The sequence below is a fragment of the Mycobacterium sp. IDUB_37 genome (assembly GCF_055419245.1).
Window position 1 is genome coordinate 59,678 of record NZ_JBVAXG010000006.1, and the last position, 18,815, is coordinate 78,492.

16 protein-coding genes and 1 riboswitch are annotated in these 18,815 nt (G+C 64.3%); of the genes, 2 read left to right on the plus strand and 14 right to left on the minus strand.

All coding sequences use genetic code 11. The features are described from left to right. Positions 1–388: 388 nt before the first annotated feature. From ACZY1I_RS20680 to ACZY1I_RS20735, 12 genes are all read right to left on the minus strand, one after another. Positions 389–1,513 carry a PPE family protein gene (locus ACZY1I_RS20680; protein WP_463756446.1) on the minus strand — a complete coding sequence of 375 codons (1,125 nt, stop codon included), beginning with the start codon at positions 1,511–1,513 and terminating at the stop codon, positions 389–391. A 299-nt stretch (positions 1,514–1,812) separates the two neighbouring features. Beyond that, a riboswitch (M-box (ykoK) riboswitch) is annotated at positions 1,813–1,984 on the minus strand. Between the two features lie 145 nt (positions 1,985–2,129). Then, positions 2,130–3,257 carry a PPE family protein gene (locus tag ACZY1I_RS20685; RefSeq protein WP_463757142.1) on the minus strand — a complete coding sequence of 376 codons (1,128 nt, stop codon included), beginning with the start codon at positions 3,255–3,257 and terminating at the stop codon, positions 2,130–2,132. An 84-nt stretch (positions 3,258–3,341) separates the two neighbouring features. Continuing rightward, positions 3,342–4,604, minus strand: coding sequence for a PPE family protein (locus ACZY1I_RS20690; RefSeq protein ID WP_463756447.1), 1,263 nt, complete (start codon positions 4,602–4,604; stop codon positions 3,342–3,344). Positions 4,605–5,190: 586 nt separating this feature from the next. Continuing rightward, positions 5,191–7,026, minus strand: coding sequence for a type VII secretion AAA-ATPase EccA (gene eccA / locus ACZY1I_RS20695; RefSeq protein ID WP_463756449.1), 1,836 nt, complete (start codon positions 7,024–7,026; stop codon positions 5,191–5,193). Further along, entirely contained in the window at positions 7,023–8,231 is a 1,209-nt protein-coding gene (eccE, locus tag ACZY1I_RS20700; protein WP_463756451.1) for a type VII secretion protein EccE, read from the minus strand. Before eccE ends, eccA begins: the two co-directional genes overlap by 4 nt. Further along, positions 8,228–10,063 (minus strand): type VII secretion-associated serine protease mycosin, encoded by a 1,836-nt coding sequence (mycP, locus tag ACZY1I_RS20705; RefSeq protein WP_463756453.1) that lies wholly within the window; start codon positions 10,061–10,063, stop codon positions 8,228–8,230. Before mycP ends, eccE begins: the two co-directional genes overlap by 4 nt. Continuing rightward, entirely contained in the window at positions 10,041–11,552 is a 1,512-nt protein-coding gene (eccD, locus tag ACZY1I_RS20710; protein WP_463756455.1) for a type VII secretion integral membrane protein EccD, read from the minus strand. The genes mycP and eccD overlap by 23 nt, the downstream gene beginning before the upstream one ends. Positions 11,553–11,819: 267 nt before the next feature. Continuing rightward, positions 11,820–12,722: an ESX secretion-associated protein EspG gene (locus ACZY1I_RS20715; RefSeq protein ID WP_463756458.1), complete on the minus strand. Its 903-nt coding sequence runs from the start codon at positions 12,720–12,722 to the stop codon at positions 11,820–11,822. An 88-nt stretch (positions 12,723–12,810) separates the two neighbouring features. Next, a complete protein-coding gene (locus tag ACZY1I_RS20720) occupies positions 12,811–13,095 on the minus strand; it encodes a WXG100 family type VII secretion target (RefSeq protein ID WP_463754075.1) in 285 nt (94 codons plus the stop codon). Positions 13,096–13,134: 39 nt separating this feature from the next. Continuing rightward, positions 13,135–13,431: a WXG100 family type VII secretion target gene (locus tag ACZY1I_RS20725; protein WP_463754076.1), complete on the minus strand. Its 297-nt coding sequence runs from the start codon at positions 13,429–13,431 to the stop codon at positions 13,135–13,137. A 317-nt stretch (positions 13,432–13,748) separates the two neighbouring features. After that, positions 13,749–14,048, minus strand: coding sequence for a PE family protein (locus ACZY1I_RS20730; RefSeq protein WP_463756461.1), 300 nt, complete (start codon positions 14,046–14,048; stop codon positions 13,749–13,751). A gap of 322 nt (positions 14,049–14,370) precedes the next feature. Further along, positions 14,371–14,670: a DUF732 domain-containing protein gene (locus ACZY1I_RS20735; RefSeq protein ID WP_463756463.1), complete on the minus strand. Its 300-nt coding sequence runs from the start codon at positions 14,668–14,670 to the stop codon at positions 14,371–14,373. Between the two features lie 358 nt (positions 14,671–15,028). Between ACZY1I_RS20735 and pstS the strand changes: the two genes are divergently transcribed. Together pstS and ACZY1I_RS20745 are read left to right on the plus strand one after the other, a co-directional pair. Then, positions 15,029–16,141: a phosphate ABC transporter substrate-binding protein PstS gene (gene pstS / locus ACZY1I_RS20740; RefSeq protein ID WP_463756466.1), complete on the plus strand. Its 1,113-nt coding sequence runs from the start codon at positions 15,029–15,031 to the stop codon at positions 16,139–16,141. 44 nt (positions 16,142–16,185) lie between these two features. Beyond that, on the plus strand, positions 16,186–17,229 hold the full coding sequence (locus ACZY1I_RS20745) for a class I SAM-dependent methyltransferase (RefSeq protein ID WP_463756468.1): 1,044 nt from the start codon (positions 16,186–16,188) through the stop codon (positions 17,227–17,229). On the opposite strand, the gene ACZY1I_RS20750 is transcribed toward ACZY1I_RS20745, so the two are convergent. Continuing rightward, positions 17,226–17,549 (minus strand): DUF732 domain-containing protein, encoded by a 324-nt coding sequence (locus ACZY1I_RS20750; protein ID WP_463756471.1) that lies wholly within the window; start codon positions 17,547–17,549, stop codon positions 17,226–17,228. The genes ACZY1I_RS20745 and ACZY1I_RS20750 overlap by 4 nt on opposite strands. A gap of 36 nt (positions 17,550–17,585) precedes the next feature. Continuing rightward, complete coding sequence (locus ACZY1I_RS20755) at positions 17,586–18,812, minus strand: PPE family protein, SVP subgroup (RefSeq protein WP_463756474.1); 1,227 nt, start codon at positions 18,810–18,812, stop codon at positions 17,586–17,588. Between the last annotated feature and the right edge of the window lie 3 nt (positions 18,813–18,815).

The following is an 18,815-nucleotide window of genomic DNA, read 5'->3' on the forward strand; positions in this document are numbered from 1 at the left end:
GCTGACATCACGAACTCTGAGGTCAGCGCGACTATTTCCATCGCACGGCAAGCATGAAACGTGTTATTCAGGTGAGGTTATCTGCACTTCATCTCAAGCAATATGGACAGCGAGAATCCGGCAAATTCGGTGAGCGCATAAACGCAATTTAGATGACGCCCAGGGCTGCGAAAGGGCCTAGTGCGCAGCAGTAGGGCAACGCGGCTGGGCCGGCACGGTCGCGGACGGCTGCCAGGCGGTACCTGGCTGTCATGTCCTGTTCTCCTAACGTTAGGAATAACTTTTGCATGACGTCCGGAAATCGGCGCGTCAGAACGCCTGCCACCTAACTGCCTAGTTGCTGGCATTTTGCTGTCAACGGTGTTTTGGCTGGTCAGAGGCGGCGGGGTCAGCCCGCGGCGGGAGGTCGTACGACGAAGTTCGGCCGGAAACCGTACTGCGGCACGGCGCGGCCGAACGGCTGGGTGGCAAGGTTGCCCATCGGTACACCGGGCATTCCTGATGCGCCCGGCATCGGCGGCGGCACAACCATCGGGGTGCCGCCCAACGCTGAATGCAGCGGTCCGACCAGCGGGGAGGCCGCCGTCCAAGCCGGTGGCACCGAGAGCTTTCCCACGTTGCCGGCATTGCCGGCCCCGGCGGCGATCACGCCGCGCAGGCCGCTCGCGGATTCGAGCGGATCGGCCGCAGCTCCGATCGCGCCCGAGGCCGCAGCTTGGGCCACGCCCGTCACGTCCTTGCCTGCCGATGCGCCGACGGCGTCGGAAAGCGTCCCGATCGTGGCGCCCGGGTTGAAGAAGCCACTGGAGGTAATGGTGTTCCATACGTTCGCGTTGGGTCCCCACGCATCGATGAAGTTCTGCATAGCGGTCAGGCCAGTGCCCCCGTTGGATCCGGAGAGGCCCTGCAGTGCGCTGGGAATCGCCGACATCAGTTGTGCCAAACCGTTCTGCCGGCCGGCAGCCGAGGCGCCGGGCGACTGGGGCTCGGCGAACGAGCTGAGCTCAGCCGCGACCGCCGAGGAGCCGGCGTAGCCGTACATGGCCGCCGCGTCTTGCGCCCACATCTCGAGGTACTGCGCCTCGGCCGCCGCGATGGCAGGGGTGTTCTGGCCCAGTACGTTGGTGGCGGTCAGCGCTGCCAGCTGGGACCGGTTGGCCGCGACGAGGTGTGGCGACACGGTTGCCGCAACTGCCACTTCGTAGGCGCTCGCAGCGGCTTCGGCCTGGGCGGCAGTCTGCTCGGCTTGCGCGGCGGTCGCGCTCATCCATGCAACGTGGGGCGTGGCCGCGGCCGCCATCGCTGCTGACGCCGGACCAAACCACTCTTCGGCGGTCAATGCCCGCAGAACCGCGTCGTAGGACAACACGGTAGTGCGCAACTCCGCGGCCAATCCGTTCCAGGCCGATGCCGCGGCGAGCATCGGCCCGGAGCCTGCGCCGTTGTACATCCGCGCGGAGTTGATCTCGGGCGGCAAGGCCGCGAAGTCGAACGCGGCGGCAAAGGGTGCCATCGGGTTTCTCCTGACTGGAAGAATCCGAATTCGGGCAGCCGGCGACACAAATTTGGCAGATTTTGCGCGCACTCCAATTACACGCGACGGCGAAATTTACGCGCACAGTAACGTGTTTACTGGAATGGCAAGATCAGATTGCGGAAACAGCGCCCGGGTCGGACCGGAACGAAATGGTTGTCGACTTGGAATAGGGTTTATCGCCAGGACTCACTTCGCTCCCACCTCCTCAGGGCCAGGGCACGCGCGGGTGCCGGACGCACGCTGCAGAGATGAGGTCCGCCAGAAAAGCAGCTGGACCAGCACCTCTCTCGACAGAGCTTTGGCACCACACGGCGTATCCGGCTGACGCCGGAAGCCACTTGGGCTCAACCCTTAAGCCGGGAAGAGCTGTCCTGACCCTGGGCGTCTTTCGACGTTCGAGGTCAGTGGCCTATGTCCGTGCGGACGCCTCACCTAGCGAGGTGCATGCAAAAGCCATACTGGCACTCGAAGTGATGAGAGTCAACCTAACGCCGTCGACAATTACCCTCGACAATTCAAGAGCCAAAGATCGGGAAACTCGTCGGGGACGATAATCCGCGCGCCCAATGGCGCGAATTCACAAATTGCGCGCCTATCCCGCAGCCACCGGGCGCGGCATGACGGTCAGTTTGGTGCCGTACCGGGGCCCGTTACCCCAGCTCCGTGCGTAAGCGTTTGCAGTCGGCATGCCGGGCATGCCGGGCGTGCCCGGGGCAACCTCCGGGGCCGCGCCGGCGTAGTTCGGCAACGTGGTGCCGCGGTGACTCGCAACCTCGACCGTGGTCGTCCAGCCTGATGGAACTGACAGTCGCCCGACCAGGCTTGCCTGGTTGCTGGCGGCTGTCACTTCCCGCACGCTGGCTTGAGTAGCGGTCCCCGCTGTCCCGGCGGTGTCGGCAACACCGGCTGCCGATGCGTCTGGCTCAGCACCCTCCTCCACGGCATTGACGTCGGCGATTGCGTCCGTGACGCCGGGAAAGATGAGCGCCGGTGCCACGTATTGGGCCGAGACCAAGCCGTTCACCAGGCTGGAGTCCAAGAAGACTCCGAATGCGTTGCCGTCGGCGCCGTCCAGAAAGTTCAGGATGTCGGCAAGCAGACCCGTCTGCGGTAGCGAGTCGAAGGGGGATGCCGCCGCCGGCGATGCGAGTTGTTGAAGACCCGCCGGCACCTGCGACATCAACTGGGGTAATTCGGTCTGGGCGACCGCGATGGCCTGCTCGGCCTGTCCGGACGGGTTGGTGATCTGCGCTGGCTCAGTGAACGCGATCAACGCTGCGGACTCAGCGGCGCTGGCCGCATACGCATACATGGCCGTCGCGTCCTGAGCCCACATCTCGGCATATTCGGCCTCAGTCGCAGCGATCGCGGGAGTGTTGAGCCCGAAGAAATTGGTGGCTATCAGAGCCAACAACCGGACGCGGTTCGCCGCCACCACCGCGGGTGGCACTGTCATCGCATACGCGGCCTCGAATGCCGCCGCAGCCGCTGCGGCCTGACCGGCGGTCTGCTCGGCCTGCAGGCTCGTGGCGCTCATCCACAGCACATACGGTGCGACCGCGGCGGTCATGGCCGCCGACGCGGGCCCGAGCCAGCCATCGCTGACCAGTGTCGACAACACGGACTCGTATGCCGTTGCGGCCAACTGCATTTCAGCGGCAAGCTCGTCCCAGGCCGTCATCGCCGCCAGCAGGGGCGCCGAGCCCGGCCCGGAGTACATGCGCAGCGAATTGACTTCAGGCGGGAGTGCTCCGAAATCCAACTGCCAGCACCTCCTTCAATCGTCGCGGTGGTCTGACTCCTCTCATCCAGCGGCTGGCGGGCGCGTCATGATCGTCGGCCGAAATCCGTAGCGTGGCGGATTGCCGAAGTTGTTGCCGTTCATGCCGGCAGCCGACATGCCAGGAAATCCGGGCATCCCCGACGCGGCTTCCGGAGCGATTGCGGTGCTGTTCCAGCCACCGCCCGGAGCCGCGGTTCCCGCGTAATTGGCCACGGCCGTAGCCGTCGTCCAGCTCTGCGGCACCGAAAGGCGCCCGACCAGGGCCGACTGATTCGTGCCGGCTGTCACGCCACCTGCGGCAAACGATTCCTCGGTCACGTCCTGTAGCGGGGGAAGGTTGGTGGGGCTGACCGGCGACCGTGCCGGAATCGACGTCGCGTTGCCCTCTCCGGACCCCATGGGCGGCACCTCGTTCTCCTCCGCGCCGAGGACCACCGCATTGATGTCGGCCAACCCCGCAAACACCGCAGGACCGACGACAGCAGGGCTGGTGTACCCGGCCGAAATGAATCCGTTCGCGAGATTGGAGTTCAGGAAGGTCCCGTAGGGGTTTCCGTCGTTGCCGTCCAGGAAGTTCAGGAAGGCGGCAAGCAGGTCGGCTCCGGGGAACGCTTCAGCCGTCGCGGCAGGCGCCGCAAGCCCCTGCAACGCCGATGGTACCGACGACATCAATTGGGACAGTTCCGAATTCGCGACGGTGCCCGCCGAATTGCCGGCGGCCTGGATCACCGCCGTGGCCTGAGTGGCCTGGCCGGCCGGATTGGTGACCTGGGCAGGCTGCGTGAACGGCATCAGATTCGCTGCCGAGGCGGAGTTGGTGGCATAGCCGTACATCGCCGCGGCATCCTGAGCCCACATTTCGCCGTAAGCGGCTTCGGTCGCCGCGATCGCCGGCGTGTTCTGGCCGATCAAATTGGTCGCAACCAGCAGCTGCAACTCGGCCCGGTTAGCCGCAACAGCAGGCGGGGGCACCGTCATCGCGTAGGCGGCTTCGTAGGCCCCCGCCGCCGCCGCGGCCTGAGTGGATGCCTGCTCGGCCTTCACCCCGGTGAAGGTCATCCACGTCATGTATGGGGTGACCGCGGCCAGCATGGATTCCGATGCCGGACCCATCCAGCCGTCGTCGGTCAGCACCGAAAGCACCGTGTCGTACGCGGCAGCCGTGGTGTGCAGTTCCACGGCGAGTCGGTCCCAGGCCGCCGCGGCGGCCAGCAACGCGGCCGAGCCGGGCCCGGTGTACATGCGCAGGGAGTTGACTTCAGGGGGCAATGCTCCGAAATCCATCGTCATCGCCTCCCGGCTTCGATGGCGGCATCGGCCGGCTCGTCACGCTCCGTGGCCGGCGGCTCCGGTAGCTTCAGAAATAAAGACATCGGACTTCTCCTTTGAGATAGTCCGACCCAGCTACGGGACTTGGCCGCTGTGGTGGTGTCGGGGTGCCGCCGAGAACACGTGCGCCGCGATGGGCGCCGCGCGCCGGGTAGATGCGCCAGCCGATTCCGACGACGGGAAAGCGCCGTGACCGGATCGGGAAGAAATGGTCATCGATTTCGAACAGTCGTGAGCGGTCGGATCAGTCGCCACCACCTCCCGTCACCGTCGGGGCACACGGGAGCGTCGCCGTGTTGCACAAACGGAATGAAGCTGCCCGGCGAGATTTGCCCGGTGCTCCCACCCCACTTGTCCTAGCTCGAGTTGCACACAGCGTATCCGGCTAACGCGTTAGCGGTGGGTTGTTGAGCACAACCCGAATTTCGCGTCGCACGGTCCTTTCACGCACGCCGAACACGCTTTGCCCCAAATCAAATGGGGCGTTGACCCAGCGGCGGCTGAACCGGCCGCCGGGGTTAGCTACCGGGTCGCCGGCACGCTACTTGTTTCGCTTCTCCTCGGCGACCGCGGCGCTGAGCCCTGCGGCCAGGTCCTCCCCTGTCAGCTCCCGGAATCTACGCATCTGGGCTTCGCTGAACTCGGTGAGGTCGCTGTTCAAAACTGCGTCGAGGTCTTCGTCGTCGAGGCGGAAGCTGCGATGGTCACGCGCCTTCTCCACTACGTTGCGCACGAAGCCCGCGTTGCCGAGCATGTCGATACCGCGGATCAGGTCGCCGTCTTCGGAGAAGGTCTCGTCGGTGTAGAACTTCGTATACGACGGCAGCAACATCGCCGCCTCTTGCTCGGTGATGACGTCTTCGTTCTCCCGGCCCATCAACACCGTCAGCGCGACCAGTTCGTCGGGCGTGTAGCTGTAGAACTCGATGACGGTCGAAAAGCGCCGCCGCAGACCCTGATTCACCTCGAGCATCTTTTCCATGGCCTTGGCGTATCCGGCGCCGAACACCACCAACTCGTCGCGATGGTTCTCCATGTACAACAGCAGCGTGTTGATGATCGCGTTGCCGTAGGGGTCGCCCTGCGAGTAGCCCTTTTCGTGCAGGGTGTGCATCTCGTCGAAGAACACGGCGCCACCGAGCGCACCTTCGAGCATTTCCTCGCAGTTCTTCTCGGCGTCGGCCATATAGCGGCCCAGCAGCTTGGTACGGCTGGTCTCCACCACCACCGGCTTGCGCAATACGGTCAACCCGCACAATTGTTTGCTGAAGGCGCGGGCGACCGAGGTTTTTCCGGTCCCGGGCGGCCCCAACAACAAAGTGTGGCGCGACGTCACCGGAACCGGCAGTCCCATCTTGGCGCGCGCAAGGTTCACCTTGGTCGTCGACTTGATGAGCTTGATTTCCTTCTTGGCCTGCTCCATGCCGAGCATCGCGTTGAGTTCGGCGTCTCCTTGGGCCAAGTACAGCGCCGCCTCCTCGGCATGGCGAGCGGCCTCGGCTTGCGCGCGCGACGGCGCACTGTCCGGATCCCAAGGATCCGTTCGTGCCTCGATCGTTTCCGGGTCGGTAAGGACCAGGCGGAAGTTGGGGTTATCCAGCGCCTCGCGGGCCGGAGTGAATTTCGCGTCGCGCGAGTACACGCGGCGAAGGAGTTCGACGGCCTCTTCTTCCCGGCCGACGTGCCGCAAGCACATGCCTTGGGTGTAGAGGGCGATGTTGGCCGCGCCTGGCACCCGGTCGCCTTCGATGGCTTCCTGTCCGCGCCGGTATGCCTCTTCGAATACGCCGAGCGAAGCCAGCGCTGTGGTGGCCATCGCTGCGCCGGCGGCCTTCAGTTCCGGATGGCGCCACGGCGTGGCCTCAGGGAACTGCGCCAGTACGTCCGGCCACCGCTTGGTGCGGAAATACAGCACACCCCGCACATAGCTGATGAGTTCGGCATCGAAGGGATGCCGAGGCTCGGCGGCATCGAGCAGATCAGCGGCCTCTTTGTAGCGCTTGGCTTCGGCCAACACCGCGGCATAGGCGCAGGCCAGCGAGTCGACGCTGGTCACCGCCAGGCGCAGAAACAACCCGTCGGAGACTTCCGGCCGAAATTGCAGGTCGGTGACACCGAGACGGCGGGTCTCCCAACCGAAGGTTCTTACCGCCGCCCATGCGCCGGCAAGGACTTCGATGCTCTGGTCGCCGGACAGGATCCGGGCCAGCCAGGCATCGCACATCGCGCGATCCAGTTTTGTGGCGGTGCTGAACATCTGCGCCGCCACCTGGGGGTTGTGGCTCGGCTGCAATCCGTTGACCGAGATCCCGGACGCCAACAGACCGGCGACCATTGCATTTCTGGCGTCCTCGGCAGATGACTGCGCTCGGGTCATTGCGCTGCTGAGCTAGTTGCGCGCTCCGGTTCATGACCCACTGGCAACTCCAGCTCGTCGTGGTCTCGCAGGCCGCGGCCGGGCACAACCAGGGAGGGACGGGTGGAGGCTGCCGGAAGGCTGCCGCGCACCGCCGCCAACTGGCGTCCGGTAAGCCGGTTGAGTCCCGCGGTCAGTTCGCGCGGAAGCCGGGAATCGCTGTGGTAGCGCACCCATCCCGACAGCTGCGGGCGACCTGCCCGCGTGACCAGCCTCAAGGTGAGGACGGTCGCGCCCACCTCAGGCGCGTCCGATTGCCACAACTGCTCCACCGTCTCCGAGTTGATATCGGCCGGTGTGATCCAGAAGCTGCTGACGAAACCGTTGAAGTGCTTCAGGTGCCGCCACCCGGGCCGACTCCACGTCGGCTCCAGGTCGGCCAACACCAAGCTGTCGACCTCGGCCAGCTCATCAGCGGTCAGCGGACGTGCCGCGCAACTCTGCCCGTCAAGATCCTGAACCAACCGCTCAGTGGCCGCGACCAGCGTTGATGCCAGCGAATCGCGACACACCACGGCGGCAACGTTGCGCTGTGGGTTCATCCGCAGCACCAACCAGGTACGGCGGTGGTCGGTGCCCTGCCGGTCACCGACCATTCCCCATTCTTCCGGGCCCCACTCCTCGAGCGACGCCGACGCCCTCGCAGCCTCTGCGCCTCCGCGGACCTGCACCGACACGATGTCGATGCCGTCGAGGTGAATGTCGAACTGACGCAGTCCGAAGCCGACCGCCGCCACCGGAAGAACGGGCGCTGCGCCCGCGCCGCGGTGACGATGGCGCGGCGCATCGGCGGTACCACCGTCGACCTCGACCACGGCGACAAGCTGACCGCGGTACTCGCGTACACCGACCGTGTCACGCCCGAAACGGCGCTTGTAGTCCGTCGCCGGCGTGCACCCCGCTCCGAGGGCAGCACCGGGATCGGCAGACCAGTCCCACAGCCAGGCGGCGACACCAGAGGTCACCGTGATGCCGTGGTAGGTCACGATCGACAGTAAAGCCACCAGGACCGCGATGCCGACGCCAACCCACCAAGCGATCCGGTTCTCGCCCTGCCATGAATCCGGGGCATGACTGGCGAGCACCAAGATGAGCACGTCAACGAGGAAAACCGCAGTCAGACGCGGCCACGTCAACGACAATCCGAGCTTGCGCTGCGCCTTCATCGTTGTTTCCGCTGTCGTCGCATCAATGTCGTTGTACCGAACACTGCTCCGCCTATCAGTAATGCCGCCGTCAAACCTCCGGTGGCCACCCAGACCGGCGCCATGTTGCGCGGGGCGGGAGGCTTCGGCAGTGACAGCGGTGCCGAGAGTTGTTTGGGCGCCTGGGGCGGCCCTTGGGGGACGTCCCACGTCAATGCCGCTACCGGGTCCACCACACCGTATCCGACCTGGTTGTCCACGCCGCGCGCGGGCGGTCTCGCCGTGTGAATCAAACGTTGCATGACCTGGTAGGACGACAGCTCAGGGAACTTGGCACGAACCAGAGCCGCAACGCCCGACACGATCGCTGTCGCAAAGCTGGTACCAGCCGGCGTCAGCAACGTGTTGTCCGGACCGTCGATCGCGTTGATCAAACCGTCGTCGCGAGGCGAGAGCCCCATGATGTCGGTTCCGGGTGCAGATAAAGCCACCCACGGGCCGGCGATACTCATCTGGGTCAGCGGCTGACCATTCGTGTCAACGGCGCCGACGGTGAGGACGTAATCGTTGAACCACGACGGTGTCACCACTGTGGTCACCGAGTTCCAGACCCGCGGGTCGTTGGGCGACAGCGGGTCAAAGACCTGATTCTGCTTGCAGTCCTTCTTACTGGCGTCCCCGGCCGCGGCGACGATCAGCGCGTTCTTGTCAACCGCGGCGTAGTGCACCGCCGCCCCAAGAGCACGCTGGTCGATCACGTTGCGGGCACTCATGCAGGTCACGTCGGAGATGTTGATCACCGAAGCGCCCATGTTCGCCGCATGCACGATCGCGCGGGCCATGGTCTGGACGTTGTCGATCTTCGCGGCCGTCTGCGGGTCTTCGTCTCCGGTGTAGGCGTCCTTGAGACCGAAGGCCTGGCTGGACTGTCGGATGGAGATGAGCTCCACCTCTGGCGCGATCCCGCTGAATGCGTCGGGCGCGGGTCCAGCAGGTGGCACCGGTGGCGGCGCCGCCGTCGGCGTCGGTGACTGCGACGATGCAGGTGAGGTCGAAGCTGATGTCGACGGTGAGCCAGACGGTGAAGGTGACGGCGTTGTCGACGGCGTCGGCGCCAGGGGGCGCGGGTAGTCGACGGGATGCGCCTTCGCGCCGCCCGAATAGCCGGGAATCGTCACGGTGCCACCACCGCGGTTGCCTGACGGCGCCTGACCGGGCGCCGGCGCCGGCCCTGGGCCGGCCCCTTCCGACGGCGACGGTGGTGCCGGAATCATCGTGATTGTCGGCCCCGGCACCGGTGACAGGGTCACTGTCTGCGGTGGCGGTGGCTTCTCAGTCGTAGGGATAGTGACCGGGCGACGCGGTGATGCCGGCGGGGGTGCCGCGCCGCTGGCCGGCGCACCGGCGATCATCGACGCGACGATGGTGCCGTGGGCGTCGCAGTCCGACAGCCCGTCACCACCGGCCATCACGTAGTCGCCGCCCGGAATCAGCCGCGGCAACCTCGGGTGTGGGGTCACGCCAGTGTCGATGACGGCAACCTTGATTCCCTCGCCACGGCCGAACTGCCATGCCTCGTTGAGGTTCAGCATGTCCATGTACTTGGGCGGCACCTTGAAGTCGGTGCCGGGCAATACCCCTACCTCGGTGCAGTAGGAGTTCTGTTTCATCGGTGCGATCGGTCCTGGCGGACTGTCAGGAGGTAACGCTCCCGGGTCAATCGTCGGAGGGGCAATTGCATACGCAGGCGGCATCCCGGCAAGTGCGCCGGAACAAAGCAGCATCGCGGCGACGGTCGTGCTAGTTGCACGACCGCGCCACGATGAACTGCTACCGGTACCGAATCGCTGCATATACGTTCATCAACCACAGTGCCAGAGGGAAGATCGGCATGAGGCAGAGGTATTCGATCCATTCCACGAACTTGCGGAACAGCGGGCTGTAGATCGAGTTCGGCACGACGGCCGCAGCCGTCATACCAGCCGTCGGGAGCAGCACCAGAATCGCCGAGCAGATCGACACCGACAGCGGCGACTGCAACACCAGCGCGTAGCGCACCAGCACAGCGGCGATGATGATCACACCGGTGCTAGCCAGGGTGATGGCCTGCACGCGGTCGACATACGAGCGACCACGCAGCAGCAGGAATCCGGTGGTGAAGCCGGCCAACAGCAGCGGCAGCCAGCGCTCCGAGGCGTGCGGGTTGGACAGCGCGGTCAGGCAGATGACCACCAGAACGCCGAGCCCGACCAGCAGACCGGTCAGGAACGAGCGCGCACGCTCGGCCTGCAGCAGCACGTCACGGACCGAGGCCGGTCCTTCCAGGGTCGGTGCTCCGCCCTCGGACCGCACCACGGTCGTCGGCAGGTCGGGGCGCGCCTCGAAGACCCACCGGCTGGTGGCCGACGGGAAGACGGGGAGCCGGATGCCGGCCAGCCGACGCGAGAGCGACGGGGCAGCGTGGTAGAGGATGACCGACGCCAGCAGCAGGCAGCAGAGCATGGTCACCGCACTGGTGGCCGCGACCATCCGGGCCAGGCTGGCGATCGTGGTCAACCCGGTGATCGTCAAGATCGCCGTGTAGATCGCCAGTCGCCGACCCGTGAACCGCAGGGCGAGCGTCGCGGCGACGGTGAGAACTCCGAAGCCCAGCACCGCCTGCGGCGAGCCCACCGGACCGGGTGGTGCCGCAGCGGCCGCCACCGTCAGCGGCGCGAAACCACTGATCAGCAAAATGTCGGCTACGCGCCACTCCGCGTCCGTCTTCGCCCGCATCTGCAGCAGCATGGACACGCCGAGGACCACCGCCGCAACGATCGCGGCGAAGATCGTGGTCAACCACGAGTTGTGGTGCCAGCGCCACCAGCCCAGCACACCCGAGGCGAGAACCACGCCGGTCGCCACCATCGACGCGCCGACCTGGATGGCCATGACGGGGTCGATCGCCGCGAATCGCTTGCTCAGGTTGGACGAGACAGCTGTCGAGATGTGCTCGATGACCTGTGACCGATGTTCGGTGTCCGGCACGAACCGGATCCACAGCCGGTCGCCGTCGTACACGTCCTGCTCAGTCAGCGACTGTGTGGCGCGCAGCGGAGCTCCGTCGACCAGGCACAGCGCCCACCGACCGCGGCCGCTGGCCTCCAGCGGGGTCTCCCCCAGCTCCCTCAGCCGGCTGTTGACGACCTTGAGCAAGGGCTCCGTCATCACCGAGACCGGCGCGTTGGAGTCCAGCAACACCCCTATCTGGACGCCCTCGCCGGCCATGATGCCAACGACGACCGCCCTGGGCGACGAAACGCCCTCAACGTCAGTCTGTGGCGCATCAGCTACTGCAGTCATCGTCCTGCACCCCCTGCCATTGCAAAGTCATTGGTGAATGTCTGCGTGGTGGGCTGTGCCGGCACCATCACAGAGGCACTGCGACCCCGGTGGAGCGGCGGCTTGACTAACTCCGATTTCATTTGCCTCGCCTCGCGGTTATTGGTTGTGGTTGACGCATTGCGTTTCAGTTTTGCAACCCGTTGTTGAGCAGTATGCCGTGTTGGCATCACGCTCGCATTTTATGTTCAAAAATGTTGCTGCACTGCGCGTCTGGTAACGGCGTTGTTAAACCCTGCTGTGCGTTTTCCATTCGCCGTACGGCAATGTGTCCAAAACCGTCTTCACCCCCACTTGCACCAGCTGCGGCGTAGCCGGGCAAATAGCCAGCCAGGCCTCTCCGGAACCAGCCGTACGTGCCTGCTGGTACAGCGCGATGCGGCCACCTGATCCGTCTTTCAGAGACAAGACCGATGAGCTTGGACCCTTGGCGTCGTCTCGATACTGGCGCGCGTAGACAGCCACTTCAGCCGCGGGATCCGACAATGCCTGACCGAGCGCGGCCACAGTGGAGGCGCTGATGCCCATGCGCCGAAGGTCACCGCCAGAAAAGACGTTGAAGCCAGAGTCCTGCCATGACTTCGTGGCCTCGAGCATCTCCTCAAGGGGCACGTTGACGGCGTTGATGGCGGCCGGATCGGCGTGGTGAATTGATTCGAGGCCGTCGATCACCAATGCGGCGATCGAGGCGCTGTCCGAAACGGTGACGTCGTCGACGGTGATGTCGTTTCCGACCCGCACCGCCGAAACCCAATGCTGGCCGCGGCGCGCAAGTACGACCCGGAATTCGTTCTCCGGGATCTCGCGCGAACCTGGCGGCTGATTCTCGTCGTCGACCACGCCGTAGAGCAGCTTTCCGCGTGAAAGCAGCGCCACGACCTCGAGGTCCGGCGCTGCAAGTACTTTCATCCTGGCGGCCACCATCTCGTTGACCGCATCGTTGACGACAATGCCCTGCTCGCGCATGACCGCCATACCGGGATGTTCATTCAGCCAGTCGTTGTTGTCGGTGGACACATATGGGCGGCACCGAAGCTCCGGAGCCACGTGCCGAATGTCCAGCAACGCTTGTAGCATCCAGAAACCGTCAACGTTGACGGTGATGTCGGTGCGAGTGCTCTGTTGATCCATCCCCTACCTCAATAACGACTTCTAGTTGAACCGCAGGACACGGCAGCACACCAATGGTGTGCTGCCGCGCCCTGTAGTTTTAGGTTGATCAGGCCCAGCTGGAGCCGACGGCGCTGTCCGTCTGCGCCATGTTGTTGCCGGCCGACTGAACCTTCTGGCCGTGCTGGTTGGCCTGCTCGTAGATCACCTGGAAGTTGCGACCCAACTGGGCGATGAACTCCTGGCAAGCAACCGAACCGGCGCCGCCCCAGAAGTCACCGGCAGCCAGCACATCGCGAACGATGGACTGGTGCTCGGCCTCCAAGGAAGCGGCCTGAGCGCGAATCAGCGCGCCGTGAGCGTCGACGTCACCGAACTGGTAATTAATGGTCATAGAAGTGCTCTCCTAACTTGAAAGAATGGACAGCTAGAACTAGCTGCTGAGGGTCTGCTGGGCGGCCTGCTCTTGCTGCTCGTAGTTGTTCGCGTCACGGACGAGTCCGTCACGAACGCCGTGGAGCATGTTCACGATGTTGCGGAAGGCCTGGTTCATCTGGCCCATGGTGTCGAGCGAGGTCGCCTGAGCCTGACCACTCCAGCCGGCGCCGGCGATGTTCTGCGAGGACGCCCACATGCGACGGGCCTCGTCCTCAACGGTCTGGGCGTGGGTCTCGAAACGGCCGGCCATTGCACGCATCTCGTGCGGGTCGGTCATAAAACGTGAAGCCACTTGAAACTCCTTGCTACTTGTTGCCTAAATGTCTGTCTTCTGGACACGATGGCCGATCAGCTGCGCACGAGCGCAGATGCCGATCGGAAAACTACGGAAGATCCCCCTTTTCCGTCAGCCGGCGGCCACCGGGCTGCGTAGCGGTCGGAGCAGTGTCAGACCCAGACGCCGTTGTCTGAGTTGACGGCGAATGCGGACGACCCGAAGTAACAGCCCCGACCAGGCCGTCAAACTCCGAAATCGCCGCCCAACGGAAGGGTGCTGTGGATGTCATGTCCATAGCTGCTCCCTTCCTAAATCTGTGAAGTCGAACTCGGTCAGCCGGCAGCGGCCGCGTTGGCCGCCTCGGTTGCCGCGTACGAACCGGAACTAGTGGTCAGTGTGTTGACGAACATCTCATGAATCGCGGCGGCTTGCGCGCTGACTGCCTGATACATCTGGGCGTGCGCGGCGAACTGTGCGGCGGTCAATGCAGACACCTCATCGGCTGCTGCCGGCACTACCCCGGTTGTTGGGGCTGCCGCGGCAGCGTTCTGCGCGCTCATCGTGCTACCGATACCCTGCAGGTTTCCGGCCGCTGCAGCCAAAGCCTCTGGCTGTGTGGTCACGAACGACATGCTGTTTCCTCCTCAATTCGTCCCCCGGCACCGCTCTCGTGAAGAGTAGATGACTGCCTGGCACGAGGTTGCCTCCGACGCTACCTGTTCACGTTTGTTCACCGAACGGTAAGACGAATTCACCTGCTGTAACGACACAGTAACAGCCTCTGACCTGGTTCGTCGTGCTCTTGAGAGAGTCCGTGCAGACATCTCCGGATTCAACTTTTCATACCACGCTGACCTGCAGGTTTATCCCGGCCCTCGGACGGTCGAAAATTGCAGCGTGTGCAGAAACGCCGCGTCGAGGATTCCGGTCGCCTGGAACTGACCGTGCGACCTCCTACGAGGAGGGCAACTCTGCCTTATGCCGGGGGCAGTATGCATCGATGCTTGCACCGACGAAATAGCCCGAATGATAGGCCGGCATGCTGCTGCTGTTCAGCACGTCATTCGCCACATCGTTGGGCGACATCCCGTTGTCCAATTTGACGCAGACGAAATGGCCGGCCTCTATCGCGTGGGTATTTGACATGTGGTCGGAAATGCCCTCGGATCTCAGGTCGGCGAGGAACTTGTCATCGGTCTTGTCGGCGTGAGCGGTCGCGACCGAAAGTGGCACGAGCAGCGCGCCGAGGACCATTGCGGCAAGAAGACGCACATACATCTGGAATGCTCCCGCGGTGAGATGGGTCGCGATGCCGACTTGAATTTTCTACGGTGCGATTTTCGCGGATGCCCGGTCGCAGTTGTAGCGGGATGAGTTTTTATACATGTGCTGTTTACCCTTCGGATACTTCTCGCACGACCGTTCCGCGGAGCGTGCTCGACTATTCCGGATGGAGCCGACCATCAAATGGACTTTCGTTTCCGGTGGGTCGTCGTCGTGCCACCAATCGTTAACGTTCGGCGCACCGGAGTTCAGTAGGGTGTCACCCCGCCGACAACCATTGCGCAGGTTCCTTTCGTCCGGTGCGCAGAACTAGATCGAAGGAGATGGATTGAAATTCAACCGATTTGGTGCGATGCCGTTGGCCCTCGCGGCCATATCGCTGTTACTTGCCGGCTGTGGCACTGACAACGAGGCAGCTGCGCCCAATGCGTCGCCCGCTACGCCGCCGGCGAATGTGAGCTGTGGCGGAAAGTCGACACTCAAGGCCAGCGGCTCGACGGCTCAGGCCAATGCAATGGCCCGGTTCGTGAAGGCTTTTGAGCAGGCCTGTCATGGCCAGACGTTGGACTACACGGCTAATGGGTCCGGTGCCGGAATTCGTGAATTCACAGGCAATCAAACCGATTTCGGCGGCTCCGACTCGCCACTGGCCCCGGGCGAATACGCGGCCGCCCAGCAGCGGTGCGGCTCCCCCGCGTGGAATCTGCCGGTGGTGTTCGGGCCAGTTGCCATCACATACAACGTCGATGGGCTCACGTCTCTGACTCTTGATGGTCCGACCGCCGCAAAGATCTTCAACGGAAGCATCACCAGCTGGAACGATCCGGCGATCGCAGCCCTGAACGCGGGCGCGCCGCTGCCCGCCCAGCCGATCCGGGTGGTGTTCCGCAGCGATGACTCGGGGACCTCCGACAACTTCCAGAGATATCTCGATACCGCCGGCAACGGAGCTTGGGGCAAGGGTGCCGGGAAAGCATTTCGTGGCGGGGTCGGCGAAGGGGCGCTAGGTAACGACGGCACTGCGGCTGCCGTCCAGCGCACCGGAGGGGCGATCAGCTACACCGAGTGGTCGTTCGCGTTGGCAGATCACCTGGGCATGGCCAAGATCATCACTTCAGCCGGTCCAGAACCCGTCGCGATCAGCCCAGACTCGGTAGCCAAGACAATCGCGTCGGCGGGCATCATCAACAAGACCAGCGATCTGGTGCTCGACACGATCGGGTTCTACCATCCGAGCCAGACCGGCTCCTATCCGATCGTGCTGGCGACGTACGAGGTTGTCTGCTCGAAGTACTCCGACCCTCAGATCGGCACTGCGGTGCGAGCATTCCTGCAAAGCACCGTCGGCGCCGGGCAGAACGGTTTGGCGGACAACGGATATGTCCCTATCCCGGACGCTTTCAAGTCCCGGTTGGTGACCGCGATCAACGCCATCTCGTGACCCGCGACCGGCGACCACCGGCACGCGTCCGGTAGAAGAGTCTCATGGAGGATCCGCTGACCGGTTCATTCGACCCGACCAAGCTGCGCGATGCGATGGCGCGACGGTTGTATCGGCGATCCGTTGCCGCAGGTCAGATCACCGTCCCGGCCGTCCCGGCAATGCTCGACGAGTACGTCAACATGTGTAGCCACATCTTCGCGAGTGTTGGCGCACGACAGACTGCCGAGGAATCGGCGCAACTCAAGACGATGCTGGAATCGGAATTGGCCACCGCGTACAGCGCCTCGCAGCGGTCGAACATCGTCATCTCCTATCACGCTCCATTCGGCATCGGCATGAACTATCGCGTCAAAGCCGAGTGGATGACGGTCGCGGGTGACTACGACACCTGGGTCGGTAACCGCGAGGGGCCGCTGTTCGGGACCGAAGCGGATGCGCGCGTCTTGGCGCTGGCGGGCGAAGCCCCCGAGCCCGGGACCTACCGGGTGCTGGATGTCGGCGCCGGAACCGGGCGCAACGCCCTCGCCCTGGCCCGGCGGGGACATCCGGTAGACGCAGTCGAGGTGACTCCCAAATTTGCGGAGATAATTCGCACGGAAGCCGAACGGGAAGCGCTCGACGTGCACGTCATCGAGAGCGACGCCTTCGACGCCGCCGATGGTGTGCGGTCCGACTACCAGCTGATCGTGGCCTCGGAAGTACTACCCGAGTTCCGTACGACGCAGGAGCTGCGCGGTGTGCTCGAGCTGGCCGCTGACTGCCTACATCCCGGTGGACAACTGGTGTTCAACACATTCCTGGCGCGCCCGGGCTACGTTCCCGACGACGCCGCACGAGAGCTCGGACAGCAATGCCACACGATGATGTTCACTCGCGACGAGTTGACGACCGCAGCGTTTGAACTGCCTCTTGAGCTGGTGGCCGACGATCCCGCAGTCGATTACGAGAAAACCCATCTGCCGCAGGGAGCTTGGCCTCCTACGGTGTGGTTTGCCGGTTGGGCCAACGGACTCGATCTGTTCGACGTCGAGCCGGAGGAATCTCCGATCGAGTTGCGCTGGATCGTCTACCGGAAGAAGTCTTAGGTCTTCGCTTCTTCCGGCTCGTACTGCGGGCAGTAGATCTCGATGGCGGCGCCCACGAAGTAACCGGAGTGGTAGGCAGGCATCGAGCTGCTGTTCAGCACATCGTCGGCCACCTGGCTGGGTGTCAAGCCTTGGTCGAGTTTGCTGCAGACCATATGACCCGCTTCGATGGCGTGCGAAGGAGATATGTGGTCGCTGATGCCCTCGTTCTGCAGCAGTGCGATGAACTTGTTGTCCATGGTGTCGGCATGGGCGGTGGCCGCGACTGCCACGGGCGGGCCGAGCAACGCGACTGCAGCGATCAATGTGCGGGCGATCATTTCAACTCTTTCCTGCGGTGATATTTCTGTGGGTGGTCAACCAGCGGACATCGGCCGCGGCATGACGGTCGGTTTGAAACCGTAGCGGGGAGCTGCGCCGACTCCGCGGCCGTTGCCGGCTCCGACGAGGGGCATCCCGTTCACCATGTTCGAGCCCGCCGGCGCGGCCGCGGGTGCGGTGATCGGCTCGCTGACCATCTGGACCGCCGGGCGCACCGTTGGCGTCGATAAGGATCCGGGCCACGACGACGGTACGGCGAGGTGCCCGATGTGAGCACCATTGCCCAGACCGGCCGCCACCTGGCCACCGGCGGCGCCGATCGCGCTACTGATGGGTGGTGTCGGAATGGAGGCGGCCGCCGCCGGCGCCGCGGTGGTGAGTAGACCCGCCGACTTGGCGATCTGAACGCCGGAGTTACCCATACCAACGCTGAAGTACGGCAGACCTTCGGTGTTGTACGCGAAGCTGGCGTAGTTCTGTGCGCCGGTCAGGAACGACCCCATGTTGGTGGGCAGCGTCGTCTGTCCAGATGCCAGGAACCAGAGTTCGGTCAGTATCGGGTTCTGGTTGCCCAACGCGTTCACCAGGGCAGTCGTGCCGGCGGGCGAGGAGAGCTGATTGAACGACACTTGAATCGCGTTGAAGAACGCTTGGGTGCTCTCCTGGATCGAGGCGGCCGGCGCAGCCTGCGCGGTCGCCACCGCGGCAGCCTGGCTGCTGCTACCACCGGCGTTCACGATCGTCGGGGCATCGGTGAATGTGGTGAACTTGCTGGCCGTCTGCGAAGCCGCAGCGTAGTTGAACATGGTCGATGAATTCTGCGACCACATCTCGGCGTACTGGGCTTCCAGTTGCGAGATCACGTTGTTGTTCAAGCCGAGGATATTGGTCTGCACCGCCTGGGCGAGCAATGCGCGATTCGTCGCGACGAGCGGCGGCGGCACTATGGATGCGAACGCGACCTCGAACGCGGCTGCGGCGGCTTGTGCCTGCGTGGCGGCATGCTCAGCCAGGCCCGCTGTCTGCGTCAGCCAGGCCGCATACGGCTGAGCGGCTTGCGCCATCGTCGACGAGGCGGGTCCCATCCACTCTTCGCTGACCAGCTGGTCGAGGACCGTGTCGTAGCCCTGGGCCGTCGACGCGAGTTCTGCGGCCAGCGCATTCCACGACGCCGCCGCGGCCACGAACGAGGCCGACCCCGGGCCGGAGTACATCAACGCCGAGGTGATCTCGGGCGGCAACGAAGCAAAATCGGTTGGCATGTC

Coding starts and splice junctions, on each gene's coding strand:
- ACZY1I_RS20680 (WP_463756446.1), bottom strand. CDS start 1,513: ATGGCACCCTTTGCCGCCGCGTTCGACTTCGCGGCCTTGCCGCCCGAG.
- ACZY1I_RS20685 (WP_463757142.1), bottom strand. CDS start 3,257: ATGTACTCCGGGCCGGGCTCGGCGCCCCTGCTGGCGGCGATGACGGCC.
- ACZY1I_RS20690 (WP_463756447.1), bottom strand. CDS start 4,604: ATGGATTTCGGAGCATTGCCCCCTGAAGTCAACTCCCTGCGCATGTAC.
- eccA (WP_463756449.1), bottom strand. CDS start 7,026: ATGACCCGAGCGCAGTCATCTGCCGAGGACGCCAGAAATGCAATGGTC.
- eccE (WP_463756451.1), bottom strand. CDS start 8,231: ATGAAGGCGCAGCGCAAGCTCGGATTGTCGTTGACGTGGCCGCGTCTG.
- mycP (WP_463756453.1), bottom strand. CDS start 10,063: ATGCAGCGATTCGGTACCGGTAGCAGTTCATCGTGGCGCGGTCGTGCA.
- eccD (WP_463756455.1), bottom strand. CDS start 11,552: ATGACTGCAGTAGCTGATGCGCCACAGACTGACGTTGAGGGCGTTTCG.
- ACZY1I_RS20715 (WP_463756458.1), bottom strand. CDS start 12,722: ATGGATCAACAGAGCACTCGCACCGACATCACCGTCAACGTTGACGGT.
- ACZY1I_RS20720 (WP_463754075.1), bottom strand. CDS start 13,095: ATGACCATTAATTACCAGTTCGGTGACGTCGACGCTCACGGCGCGCTG.
- ACZY1I_RS20730 (WP_463756461.1), bottom strand. CDS start 14,048: ATGTCGTTCGTGACCACACAGCCAGAGGCTTTGGCTGCAGCGGCCGGA.
- ACZY1I_RS20735 (WP_463756463.1), bottom strand. CDS start 14,670: ATGGTCCTCGGCGCGCTGCTCGTGCCACTTTCGGTCGCGACCGCTCAC.
- ACZY1I_RS20745 (WP_463756468.1), top strand. CDS start 16,186: ATGGAGGATCCGCTGACCGGTTCATTCGACCCGACCAAGCTGCGCGAT.
- ACZY1I_RS20750 (WP_463756471.1), bottom strand. CDS start 17,549: ATGATCGCCCGCACATTGATCGCTGCAGTCGCGTTGCTCGGCCCGCCC.
- ACZY1I_RS20755 (WP_463756474.1), bottom strand. CDS start 18,812: ATGCCAACCGATTTTGCTTCGTTGCCGCCCGAGATCACCTCGGCGTTG.